Annotated in this window: 11 protein-coding genes and 1 riboswitch; of the genes, 6 read left to right on the plus strand and 5 right to left on the minus strand. The window is 67.5% G+C overall.

Annotated features, from left to right (window positions below; genetic code table 11):
- Positions 1-7: 7 nt before the first annotated feature.
- From AC0B44_RS18965 to AC0B44_RS18975, 3 genes are all read right to left on the minus strand, one after another.
- Entirely contained in the window at positions 8-1,345 is a 1,338-nt protein-coding gene (locus tag AC0B44_RS18965) for a hypothetical protein (RefSeq protein ID WP_471904349.1), read from the minus strand.
- A gap of 30 nt (positions 1,346-1,375) precedes the next feature.
- Positions 1,376-2,422: a C40 family peptidase gene (locus AC0B44_RS18970; protein ID WP_471904350.1), complete on the minus strand. Its 1,047-nt coding sequence runs from the start codon at positions 2,420-2,422 to the stop codon at positions 1,376-1,378.
- 144 nt (positions 2,423-2,566) lie between these two features.
- Positions 2,567-3,142: a C40 family peptidase gene (locus tag AC0B44_RS18975; RefSeq protein WP_471904351.1), complete on the minus strand. Its 576-nt coding sequence runs from the start codon at positions 3,140-3,142 to the stop codon at positions 2,567-2,569.
- 13 nt (positions 3,143-3,155) lie between these two features.
- Positions 3,156-3,316, minus strand: a riboswitch (cyclic di-AMP (ydaO/yuaA leader).
- Between the two features lie 514 nt (positions 3,317-3,830).
- Between AC0B44_RS18975 and AC0B44_RS18980 the strand changes: the two genes are divergently transcribed.
- Positions 3,831-5,582, plus strand: coding sequence for a DEDD exonuclease domain-containing protein (locus AC0B44_RS18980; RefSeq protein ID WP_471904352.1), 1,752 nt, complete (start codon positions 3,831-3,833; stop codon positions 5,580-5,582).
- A gap of 33 nt (positions 5,583-5,615) precedes the next feature.
- On the plus strand, positions 5,616-5,891 hold the full coding sequence (locus tag AC0B44_RS18985) for an Lrp/AsnC family transcriptional regulator (protein ID WP_072699135.1): 276 nt from the start codon (positions 5,616-5,618) through the stop codon (positions 5,889-5,891).
- An 85-nt stretch (positions 5,892-5,976) separates the two neighbouring features.
- Here the strand turns inward: AC0B44_RS18985 and trpD are convergent, their stop codons facing one another.
- Together trpD and AC0B44_RS18995 are read right to left on the minus strand one after the other, a co-directional pair.
- Positions 5,977-7,053 carry an anthranilate phosphoribosyltransferase gene (gene trpD, locus AC0B44_RS18990; RefSeq protein ID WP_471904353.1) on the minus strand — a complete coding sequence of 359 codons (1,077 nt, stop codon included), beginning with the start codon at positions 7,051-7,053 and terminating at the stop codon, positions 5,977-5,979.
- Positions 7,054-7,116: 63 nt separating this feature from the next.
- Positions 7,117-7,572, minus strand: coding sequence for a hypothetical protein (locus tag AC0B44_RS18995; RefSeq protein WP_471904354.1), 456 nt, complete (start codon positions 7,570-7,572; stop codon positions 7,117-7,119).
- A 136-nt stretch (positions 7,573-7,708) separates the two neighbouring features.
- On the opposite strand from AC0B44_RS18995, the gene ctaE reads away from it, so the two are divergent.
- From ctaE to qcrB, 4 genes are all read left to right on the plus strand, one after another.
- Entirely contained in the window at positions 7,709-8,323 is a 615-nt protein-coding gene (ctaE, locus tag AC0B44_RS19000; protein WP_471904355.1) for an aa3-type cytochrome oxidase subunit III, read from the plus strand.
- A 63-nt stretch (positions 8,324-8,386) separates the two neighbouring features.
- Positions 8,387-9,259, plus strand: a complete 873-nt coding sequence (gene qcrC / locus AC0B44_RS19005) for a cytochrome bc1 complex diheme cytochrome c subunit (RefSeq protein WP_471904356.1) — start codon at positions 8,387-8,389, stop codon at positions 9,257-9,259.
- Positions 9,256-10,386 carry a cytochrome bc1 complex Rieske iron-sulfur subunit gene (gene qcrA / locus AC0B44_RS19010; RefSeq protein WP_471904357.1) on the plus strand — a complete coding sequence of 377 codons (1,131 nt, stop codon included), beginning with the start codon at positions 9,256-9,258 and terminating at the stop codon, positions 10,384-10,386. The genes qcrC and qcrA overlap by 4 nt, the downstream gene beginning before the upstream one ends.
- Positions 10,383-12,044, plus strand: coding sequence for a cytochrome bc1 complex cytochrome b subunit (qcrB, locus tag AC0B44_RS19015; RefSeq protein WP_471904358.1), 1,662 nt, complete (start codon positions 10,383-10,385; stop codon positions 12,042-12,044). Before qcrA ends, qcrB begins: the two co-directional genes overlap by 4 nt.
- Positions 12,045-12,180: the final 136 nt, after the last annotated feature.

Below are 12,180 nucleotides of genomic sequence, written 5' to 3' on the forward strand. Positions count from 1 at the left end.
GGTCGGCTCAGCCCACCGCCAGACGCTCGGTCACCCACTTGCCCCACCGGCCGACGTATTCGTCGGTGCCGACGCCCACGACCTTGCGGAGCGCGTCGTCGACCCGGTCCGGCTCGGCCGGTCCTGCCGCCAGTTCCCGGTACAGCGACGTCAGGCGGTCCGTCCCGAACTCGTCGGCGGTGAATGCCGCCACCGACCATGCCGTCTCGTAGGCGCTACGCGCTCCCTCGGCCGCGGTGAACTCGGAGTCACCTGGTAACGCGTCGGGCGTGCCGTCCTCGAGTACTTCCGTGACGAGCGTCGGTGCTATTCGCCGGAGGTCGTCCGCGGTGACGCCGCCCGCGGGTGCGCTCCCCGTTCCGCGGTAACCGACATAGTCTGCGTATCCCTCGAGGATCCACAGCGGCGAGCCGTCCACCGTGTCGGTGCGGGTGGCGATGTGCACCATCTCGTGCCGCAGCACCGCCCGCAGACCCGGGCGGGTCAGGCGCTCCCCCGCGTTCGGGGCGAACACGATCCGCTGGCCGGTCGCGGTGGTGCTCCCGGGCCGTACGGCGTCCGAGACCGCGACGGCCGCGATCTCCTCCCCGTCGTGGTTCGTTCCCACCTGATAGGTGAATTCCTCCCGCGAACCCGTCGCGAGAACGAGGGCACGCCGTGACCAGTCCTCGCCCCAGACCTCGGAGACGGCGTCGACGGCGGAGTCGAGTTCGAGGGCGGTCGCTTCGATGAGGTCGCGGCGATCGGCCGGCCCGACCACCAGCGAGCGACCACCGGACGTCGGCACCTCGGCGACGTACAGGCGGCCGTGATCCCACGGCCCGCGCCAGGTCACAGCGCCGGGAAGGTCGGGCGCGTCGTCTGCGAGCAGCCAGCCACCGGAACGCTCGACGAACAGCGCGGTCACAGGGCGCCGCGTCGGTTCGTCGTCGATTCCGTCCACCGCGTAACGGAGGTACAGGATGTGCGCCCGCACCGGATCGGTACCGAACGCGGCGGCAACGGCGGCTGGCACGTCGAGGCCCGGTTCGGGTCCGAGTTCGTATCCGAAATCGGCGAGCGGGAGCGCCGCGAGGGACTCGGCACGCGACGTCTCGGCCGCGAGCAGTGCCGTGGCAGCGGGGTCGATCACCGAGGCGAGTGCGTCACGGTCCTCGGTGCGCACCGCCTCCGCCCAGCGGTCGATCAGTGACTGCAGGTCGGCGCGTGTCGACTGCTCGGCCTCCGCGGAGTCGGCCGGTGTGACGACGAGCAGGACACCGGCGGTCACGACGGCGAGGACGAGCCCGGCCAAGCCGAGTCGTTCCCACCGCCGATGACGATTTGTCGACGCAGGCGCAGGCACGGCGGCCAGTGTAAGCGGGCCGCCGTTCGGTCAGTAGCGGCGCGCGCTGTGGAACGGGAAGCTTGCCATCGACTGCACCTTGACGGGCACACCGAAGGTGGAGGCGTGCACGATGTTGCCGTCGCCCGCGTACAGGCCCACATGGGAGGCGTCGTCGTAGAAGATCACCACGTCGCCGGGCTGAAGGTTGTCGCGCGAGACGGGGATGCCGCCCTGTGCCTGGGCCTGACTCGAGCGCGGCAGGGTCTTGCCCACCTGCTTGTAGGCCCAGACGACGAGACCCGAGCAGTCGAACTGGTTCGGTCCGGTCGCACCCCACACGTACGGGTCACCGATCCGGGTCAGGGCGGCGCGCAACGCTCCCCCGCCGGTGCCCGGAACGAGGTGCTGAAGGATCTTGTCGGCGTCGAGGCCGGGAGGGAAGGGAGTGCCCGCGAGGATTGCCTTCTCCTCGTCGCTCAGCGCGTCGAACGCGTCGAGAACGCCGGCGATCTCGCTTTCGAGTTCCGACTTCCGCCGCTGCAGATCGTCGCGGAGGGCCTGTGCCTCTTCGGCCGCGCGCGCGGCGGCGTCCGCCGAGCGCTGCGAGGCGGCTGCGACTTCGGCGGCTGCGGCAGTCGCGACCTTGAATCCCTCGACGTCGCGTGCGGTCTGCGCACCCAGCACGTCGAGCAGCACCATCTGGTCGAGCATCTGCTGCGGTGAATCGCTGACCATGAGGGCGAAGAGACGGTTGGTGCGGGCGCCCCGGTAGTTCGCCTGCGCGAGTTTGTCGACGGTCGGCTTGAACCGCGCGACCTCGGCCCTCGCCAGATCGAGCGCGGAGCGATCCTCGGCGGCGACCGTCTCGGTGGCCTGCTGGTCGGCGATCTTCGCCTCCAGGTCGAGCCCGGCATTGTGGAGCGCCTCGGTGGTCTGTTCGGACCGGCGTGACAGGTCCGCGAGATGTTCGAGCTTCGCCGTGGGGCTGTCGCCCGCCGGGTCGGCTCCTGCGGGTGGGATGGAGATGGCGAGCGCGATCAGGACCGCTACCGCCAAAAATGCACGAACTGACTGCTTCGTCCTACCGGAAACCACGAAGGCGCATCCTTTCGAAAGGTCTCGACGAGGTTACGGAACGGCATACGTTTGTGTCTACCCGGTGGTAACGGACAGGAAGACCGACGTGAGGGTGGGTCCGGCCGGAGCCGGACCCACCCTCACGAGCTGTCGAACCTGCGATCAGAAGCGGCGTGCGCCGTCGACCGGCATCGAGTCGAGCGGTGCGATCTTCACCGGCTGGCTCGAGGTGGAGGCATGGACGATGTTGCCGCCACCGATGTAGATACCGGTGTGGCTGCCGCCGTAGAACGACACGACGTCGCCCGGCTGCAGAGCGTTGAGGCTCACGGCCTGGCCGGCGACGGCCTGGTCGTAGCTGGTGCGGGGAACGTTCAGTCCGGCCTGCTGGTAGGCCCACTGCACGAGACCGGAGCAGTCGAACGAGCTCGGGCCGGCTGCACCGTAGACGTAGGGCGAGCCGATCTTGCTCTGGGCGGCATCGGCCGCACGCTGGCCGACCGAGGTGAACGGGGCGTTGTACGCCGCCGGTGCGGGGGCAGCGCCCGGCTGCTGGGGGATGAGGTTGGCGACCTCGGGCGGCAGGGTCACGCCGGCGGGCAGGTCGAAGGAACCGACGCCGGGGATGTTCACGGTGTCTGCCGCGGCGGGGCCGGCGGAGACGGTCACTGCGCCGAGCGCGATGGCTCCGGCGACGAGCGCGCGCCGAACGGTGCGCTTGTTGTTCTGCGAAACCACGAGGGGGGTGCTCCATTCTTCCGTTCACCCGCCGACCGAGTTAGCTGACGGGTTCGGGCCGGAAGTCAGCCCTACCCTTCGCCGCGAGCGGCGGAAGGGATTCACCCCAGATACTTAGTGGGTCCCCGGCTCGGATACTCCGTACTGGAGCGTCCGATTAGGCGGTTACCGAGCGGCTCCGACACCGGGGGTGGGCCGGAAAACTCTCCGCTTGGTCTCGAGAAGATTACGAAACGGCAACGGAGAAGTCGAGCGCTCCCAGGCTATTTTGTCCGATTCGCTCGTTTTGCGGCCTAATTCGTCGAATTTGATCAAGTTCGGTAACGGCTACATAACGAGGAGTTTGCTTTTGCTCCGAGCCCAGCTCGCGGGTTCGCCGGCGCACCCCACACCCGCCGCGCCTCCGCCGACGCCTTCGCTGGTCGTCGGCTTTTCCGGGCCCTCACCGCACCCGAATGCCACGCCTGCCCAGCGCACCGCCGACCGGCAGGCCTACCGGTATGTTTCGGTGCCCCCGGCCGACTCGGATCCCAAACCGGAAACACCGTGTGACGCTCGTCTCGATCGCCCAACGCCATCTGCCACCTCCGCGTTTTCCCAGGTGAGCTCCGGACCGGACTCGGTGCGGTCGCAGCACCGTTCGGATCCGTCGCCAGCTCTGTCGGTGCCGATTCCTAGGCTCACGCGCATGACGTCGCCGCCACGATTCACCGAATCCGGGCCCGGAGTGCAGCTCGGTTTCGACGAATTGGACACCCCCCTCCGAGACACCACGTTCGTCGTCGTCGACCTGGAAACCACGGGCGGCAGGGCAGGTGACGACGCGATCACGGAGATCGGCGCGGTCAAGATCCGCGGCGGTGAAGTGCTGGGCGAGTTCGCGACCCTGATCGATCCCGGACGAGCGATTCCGCCGCACATCGTGCAGCTCACCGGCATCACGACCGCGATGGTGTACGCCGCACCGAAGATCGAGGAAGTCCTGCCGGCGTTCCTCGAGTTCGCCGCAGGATCGGTGCTCGTCGCCCACAACGCCGGGTTCGACGTCGGATTCCTCAAGGCCGCAACCGCGCGCTGCGGCGTGGCGTGGCCGCGCTTCCCGGTGGTGTGCACCGTCAAACTGGCCCGTCGCGTCCTGGGCCGCGACGAAGCACCCTCGGTGAAGCTGTCGGCGCTCGCGCAACTCTTCCGCGTCTCGACGCAGCCCACCCACCGCGCACTCGACGACGCCCGCGCCACCGTGGACGTCCTGCACGCGCTCATCGAGCGCGTCGGCAATCTCGGCGTCCACAGTCTCACCGAACTCCGCGACTACATCCCCGCCGTCACCAGCGAACAGCGGGCCAAGCGCACGCTGGCGGCGCATCTCCCCCGACGGCCAGGCGTCTATATATTTCGAGGACCGTCCGACGAGGTGCTCTACGTCGGCACCGCCGTCGACCTCCACCGTCGGGTCCGCTCCTATTTCACCGGGTCGGAAACCCGCCCGCGACTGCGCGAAATGGTCGCGGTCACCACTCGTATCGACCACGTCGAGTGTGCCCACGGCCTCGAAGCCGGGGTTCGCGAACTCCGGCTACTGGCCGCGCACGCGCCGCCCTACAACCGGCGTTCGAAATATCCGATGCGCGGCTGGTGGATCGTGCTCACCGAAGAAACCTTCCCCCGCTTCTCGGTGAGCCGGACGCCCGCCACCGACGCCATCGGGCCGTTCTCCGCACGCGCCGCCGCGGCAGAGGTCGCCGCCCACCTCGCCGAACTGTGCGGGTTGCGCACGTGCACCCGCCGGATCGGCCGCACCGGCACGCACGGGGACCGGTGCCCACCCGAGGCAGTGGGCGCGTGTTCTGCTGCGGCGTTCGGTATCCAGGATGCGGCCGCGTACTCCCGGCAGGTGGAGCGGGCCCGCACGCTGATCCGCGGGAGCGACGACAGTGTTCTCCACGACCTGCAGTACCGCCTCGACCGTCTCGTGCAGGACGAGTTGTTCGAGAACGCGGCGCGCCTGCGCGACCGTGCGGCCGGCACCCTGCTCGCACTGCGACGAACCCAGCGACTCGCTGCGCTGGCCGCGGTTCACGAACTCGTCGCCGCCCGCCCACGCGACGAGGGCGGATGGGAGTTCGCTGTCGTGCGGGCGGGCAGGCTCGCGTCCGCGGGTGTCGCGCCTCGACGGGTGTCGCCGATGCCGGTCGTGGAGGCGATCGTCGCTGCCGCGGAGACGGTACGTCCGACGGCGGGACCGTTCCGGGGCGCGTCGCCGGAGGAACTGGGCCTGGTGGCACGCTGGCTCGACTCCGGGGGCGTCCGAATCGTCCGCACGAGCCAGGGGTGGTGCGAGCCCGCTCTGGGGGCAGGGCGCTGGAGCGAGTGGGCGGAACTGGCCCGCGACGCCCGGGCGGTGTCGGCGGTGACACCCGGCGAGCGGACGACCACTTAGTCTGATGGAACCCGAGGAAGGCAAGGAGCCCTCATGATCAACGCCATCGTCCTGATCGACGCCGAAGCGCACCGCATTCCGGAGACCGCGCAAGCGGTGGCCGACCTCGCCGGGGTCGACAAGGTGTATTCGTGTGCCGGGGACGTCGACCTGGTGGCTCTGGTGCGTGTCCGTGACCACGAACAGATCGCCGAAGTAGTTACGCGCGGCATCAACAAGGTGGAGGGCGTGACGAAGACCGTCACGCACATCGCCTTCCAGTCCTACTCGAGCGCCGACGTGGACGCAGGCTTCTCGATCGGCAGCTGACCGCTCGAAAACGACCGTGGGCCCGGACTCGTTCGAGTCCGGGCCCACGATCCGTTGCTGTGTCCTAGGGCGGCCAGGCGCTGTCCTACGCGCGCGGCGCGGCACCCAGACGCGTGGTCACCTCGGACCAGGCGCGGAGGACCTCCGCGGCCCGGCCGTTGTCGATGGCTGCGGCGGCGGACTCGAGTCCGGCCGCGAGTGCCTCCTCGAGACTGCCGTCGATGCCGCGGAAGGCCGCGATAGCGCCGGCTGCATTGAGAAGGACGGCGTCGCGCACCGGACCGGTCACGCCCGCCAGCACGTCGCGGGCGATGGCGGCATTCTTCTCTGCGTCTCCCCCGCGTAGCGCTTCGAGCGGTACCCGGGTGATGCCGAGGTCGGTGGGGTCGAGGGTGACGACCCGGACCTCACCGTCCCGCACGATGTGGACGGTGGAGGTGGTCGAGGTGGTGAGTTCGTCGAGGCCGTCGTCGCCGCGTACCACCAGCGCCGAGTTGCCGCGCTGAGCGAGCACACCGGCGACGGTGCCGACGAGGTTCTCGAATGCGCATCCGATCAGTCCCGCACGCGGGCGCGCGGGATTCGTCAGTGGGCCGAGGACGTTGAACGCCGTGGGAATGCCGATCTGCTTGCGCGGGGCTGCGGCGAACCGGAGTGCGGGGTGGTAGACCGGCGCGAAGCAGAACCCGATGCCGGCCTCCGCGACCGATTGGGCCACCTGGTCGGGCCCGAGGTCGATGTGGACGCCGAGTGCTTCGAGCACGTCGGCACCGCCACTCTTCGACGACGCCGCCCGGTTCCCGTGCTTGACCACGCGGATCCCGGACGCTGCGACGACGATCGACGCCATCGTCGAGATGTTCACGGTGTCGGCGCGGTCACCGCCGGTGCCCACGACATCGACCACATCGTTGTCGACGGGCACGAGCCGGGCGTACCCGAGCATGGTGTCCGCCAGCGCCCGCAACTCGTCGGGGGTTTCCCCTTTCATCTTCAGCGCGACGCCGAAGGCTGCGATCTGCGCGGCCGTCGCGTTGTCGGAGAAGATCTCCTCCATCGCCCACTGCGCCTGCTCGCGGGAAAGATCGTGTCCGGCGGTCAGGGCGCCGAGGACCGAAGGCCAGGTGGGCACCACCTCGTCCGCCACTCGCGTCGCGTTCATCGCACCTGCCCTCGCCGCATTCCGCTCCCTACCGGGCACCGGTGTGCCCTTCCGCCCGGAAGCTTAGCCAGGGGTGCTCGGGGGCTGTAGTGCGTCCCACCCGTGCGCGGTGCCGCCGAGTCGCTGCGCGAGCGAGACCATCCGCGACTTCTCCTGCGCGCAGTGCATGGCGTCGAGAACCTGGACGCGTTGCAGCACGAGGGGCGTGTGGTGGCCGTCCGCACCGGTGGGCGTCTCGACCGAGGCGACACCGACCGTGTAACCGTCCTGCGCGGCGAGCTCGACCGCCCGGTCGACTCCGGCCGGGGGAATCGTCAGGTGATGACGCAGCACCGCCTCCTCCGACTCGGACCAGTACGGCTCCGATTCGGTGCCCCGCGCCAGAGCCGTCGAACACGCCTCGGCGTCGTCGAACGAGGACACCACCACCACGAGGTCCGTGCGCTCCCGATCGAGAGGCTCCCGGCGACGCGACACCATTGCGCGAATCCGGTCCCACATGCCACTTACGGTGCTCATTGCACCACGATTGCACGTCTCTGTGGACCCCGCACGACCACCCCACCAGGGGAATTATCGGTCTGCCACCAGCACTGACGCGCCGATTTCGGCCCCGATTGCCCAAGACGTACTACGACGGGTCATACTAGCCAGCGTGACGAGCGCAGTAGGGACTTCAGGATCTGCAATCACACAGCGCGTGCACTCGTTGAACCGGCCCAACCTGGTCAGCGTCGGCACCATCGTGTGGTTGTCCAGCGAGCTCATGTTTTTCGCAGGGCTCTTCGCCATGTATTTCGTGGCACGGGCACAGGCGCCGGAAGGCATGTGGCCCCCGCCGCCCACCCACTTGAACCTGTGGCTGGCGGTTCCGATCACCACAGTGCTGATCGCTTCCTCTTTCACATGCCAGATGGGCGTCTTCGCAGCGGAGCGCGGCGACGTCTTCGGCCTGCGACGGTGGTACCTCATCACCCTCGCCATGGGCACCTTCTTCGTGCTCGGGCAGGGCTACGAATACATCACGCTGGTCGAGCACGGCACGAGCATCTCGAGCAGCGTGTACGGCTCGGTGTTCTACATCACCACCGGCTTCCACGGCCTCCACGTGATCGGCGGCCTCGTCGCCTTCGTGTTCCTGTTGATCCGTACCCGCGTCAGCAAGTTCACGCCGGCCCAGGCCACCGCCGCCATCGTCGTTTCGTATTACTGGCACTTTGTCGACATCGTGTGGATCGCACTGTTTGCCACGATCTATTTCATCCGTTAGCCAGCTGAACGCACAGGCAGCCCCCTGACGTCCAGTCCGTCCCAAAAACAAAAAGGGATACAGATGAGTTCATCCCCACCTCTCGGTTCCGAGGGTGACATGCCCGGTCGATCCTCGACAGCTTCCGCTGCCAAGTCCCGCCGCCAGCGCAAATTCCGCCGGCGCGTCACGGGCGCCCTGGTCCTGGCGGTCGGCCTGCTCAGTGCCGGCTTCCTCGCCTCCGCGTTGACCCCTGCCCCGCAGGTGGCCACTGCGCAGGACGACCAGAGCGCACTGATCCGCGAGGGCAAGCAGCTCTACGAGACCTCATGCGTGACATGCCACGGCATCAACCTGCAGGGTGTGCAGGACCGCGGTCCTACCCTGATCGGTGTCGGCGAGGCAGCCGTCTACTTCCAGGTCTCCTCCGGCCGCATGCCGGCCTCGCGCAACGAGGCACAGGCACTCCGGAAGGAGCCGAAGTTCAACGCGGCTCAGACCGACGCACTCGGTGCCTACATCCAGGCCAACGGTGGCGGCCCGACCGTCATCCGTGACGAGAACGGCGAGATCGCCGAGTCGTCGCTGCGCGGCAACGACATCGGTCGCGGTTCCGAGCTGTTCCGTCAGAACTGCGCCTCCTGCCACAACTTCACCGGCCGCGGCGGCGCGCTGTCGTCCGGTAAGTTCGCGCCGAATCTCGATCCGGCGAACGAGCAGCAGATTTACACGGCCATGCTCACCGGGCCGCAGAACATGCCGAAGTTCTCCGACCGTCAGCTGACGGTCGAGGAGAAGCAGGACATCATCGCGTACGTCAAGGCGGCCAGCGAGACGACCAACCCCGGCGGCTACGGATTGGGCGGGTTCGGCCCGGCTTCCGAGGGCCCGACCATGTGGGTGATCGGCATTGTTGCCGTCGTCGGCGCTGCACTGTGGATCGGAGCAAGGTCATGAGTGGCGGCGAAACGCCGGCTAACAAGCATTCCGTCGAGAACCTCGATCAGATGAGCCGCGACGACCTCGTCGCGCTCGGAACGAATCTCGACGGTGTCGATGTCGCATTCCGCAAGGATCGGTGGCCCGTCGAGGGCACCCGCGCGGAGAAGCGCGCCGAACGGAACGTCGCGTTCTGGTTCGTGCTCGCCGGCATCGCAGGTATCGCGTTCATCGCGATCTACCTGTTCTGGCCGTGGGAGTACCAGGCTCCGGGCGACCCGAACTACACCCTGTACAACCTCTACACCCCGCTGCTCGGCCTGACCCTGGGTCTGTCGATCCTCGGTATCGGTGTCGGCGCGGTGCAGTTCACGAAGAAGTTCATCCCCGAAGAGGTGTCGATCCAGGATCGTCACGACGGACCGTCGTCGGAGGTCGATCGCAAGACGATCGTCGCCGAACTGTCCGATTCGCTCCAGACGTCGACGCTTCCGCGTCGCAAGCTCATCAAGCGCACCGCGATCTTCGGTGGTGGCGCGCTCGGCGTCGGCCTGATCATGCCGCTCGGCGGTTTGATCAAGAATCCGTGGGCTCAGGGCGACAAGTCGCCGCTGTGGGTGTCGGGCTGGACCCCGAACTACGAGGGCGAGACCATCTACCTGCGCCGCGACACCGGCCGCCCCCAGGACATCGTCCTGGTGCGCCCGGAGGATCTCGACGCCGGCGGCATGGAGACGGTCTTCCCGTTCCGTGAGTCGGACCGCGGCGACGAGCACGCTCTGCTGCAGAGCCTTCGCGGCATCCGTAACGCCGTGATGCTCATCCGTCTGCGTACGGAGGATGCCGAGCGCGCCATCAAGCGCAAGGGCCAGGAGAGCTTCAACTACGGCGACTACTTCGCCTTCTCGAAGATCTGCACCCACCTCGGCTGCCCGACGTCGCTGTACGAGCAGCAGAGCAATCGCATCCTCTGCCCGTGCCACCAGTCGCAGTTCGACGCGCTCGAATACGGCAAGCCGGTCTTCGGTCCCGCTGCTCGTGCTTTGCCGCAGCTACCTATTACAGTGAACGAAGAGGGCTTCCTGGTCGCCAACGGCGACTTCACCGAGGCACTCGGCCCGGCATTTTGGGAGCGTCGCCCGTGAGTACTGCAACTCAATCCCGCGCCGCCAAGGCGGCCGAGAACATCGATTCCCGGTATCACCCGTCGGCAGGCCTCCGTCGGCAGATCAACAAGGTCTTCCCGACCCACTGGTCCTTCCTGCTGGGCGAGATCGCGCTCTACGCGTTCATCATCCTGCTGGTCTCCGGTGTGTACCTGACCCTGTTCTTCGACCCCTCGATGGCGCACGTCGTGTACGACGGCGTCTACCAGCCGCTGCGCGGCGTCGGTATGTCGCGTGCCTACGAGACCACCCTGAACCTGTCCTTCGAGGTTCGTGGCGGCCTGTTCGTCCGGCAGATCCACCACTGGGCCGCCCTGATGTTCGCCGCGTCCATCGTGGTGCACCTGCTGCGCATCTTCTTCACCGGTGCGTTCCGGCGTCCTCGTGAGGCCAACTGGGTGATCGGCTCGCTGCTGCTCATCCTGGCGATGTTCGAGGGCTTCTTCGGTTACTCGCTTCCCGACGACCTGCTCTCCGGCACCGGTCTCCGTGCCGCGTTCTCCGGCATCACGCTGAGCATCCCGGTCATCGGCACGTGGATGCACTGGGCGCTGTTCGGCGGCGACTTCCCCGGCGACCTGATCATCCCGCGTTTCTACGTCCTGCACGTCCTGCTGGTTCCTGGCATCATCCTGGCGCTCATCGCCGCGCACCTCGCGCTGGTGTGGTACCAGAAGCACACGCAGTTCCCCGGCCCCGGCCGCACCGAACAGAACGTCGTCGGCGTGCGCATCCTCCCGGTCTTCGCAGTGAAGTCCGGTGCGTTCTTCGCGATGACCTTCGCGGTCCTCGCGCTGATGTCCGGCCTCCTCCAGATCAACCCGGTCTGGAATATCGGCCCGTACAACCCATCGCAGGTCTCCGCAGGTTCCCAGCCCGACATCTACATGATGTGGACCGACGGCATGGCCCGAATCTGGCCGGCATGGGAGCTGTACCTGTTCAATCGCTACACGATCCCGCAGCCGTTCTGGATCGCCCTGATCATGGGCCTGGTGTTCGTGGTCCTGACGATCTACCCGTGGATCGAGAAGCGGTTCACCAAGGACGACGCGCACCACAACCTGCTGCAGCGTCCGCGTGACGTGCCGGTCCGTACCGCAATCGGCGCGATGGCCCTGGCCTTCTACGCAGTCGCGACCATCATGTGCGTCAACGACATCATCGCGTACAAGTTCGACATCTCGATCAACGCGACGACGTGGATGGGTCGTATCGGCCTGGTCGTGCTGCCGCCGCTCGCGTACTACATCGCCTACCGGTTCTGCCTGGGCCTCCAGCGCAGCGACCGCCAGGTTCTCGAGCACGGCATCGAGACGGGCATCGTCCGTCGCCTGCCGCACGGTGAGTACGTCGAGATCCACCAGCCGCTCGGCCCGGTCGACGAGCACGGCCACCCGGTTCCGCTCGAGTACCAGGGCGCCGCGATCCCGAAGACGATGAACCGTCTCGGTACCGCCGGTAAGCCCGGTGCCGGTAGCTGGTGGCGTCCGGACCCCGCGGAGGAGACGGCTGCTCTCGAAGCCGCTCACCACGAGGCCGAGGCCGAACTGCGCAACACGCTCCGCGAGTACCAGGAGCGCGTGCACGGCGAGACCAACGGATCCGACGCGAATCTGCCCGATACGAAGCACTGACATCGGCAGTTCAGAACAACGAGCGAGGCCCCGAACCTTTCAGGCGGGTTCACATGATCGTCGCAACACTCTCAACGAGAGGTTGCGACGATCATGTCGTTTCAGGAGGACTGCGACCGATTCGGTAACCAACTCA

The sequence above is a fragment of the Rhodococcus sp. NPDC019050 genome (genome assembly GCF_055664235.1).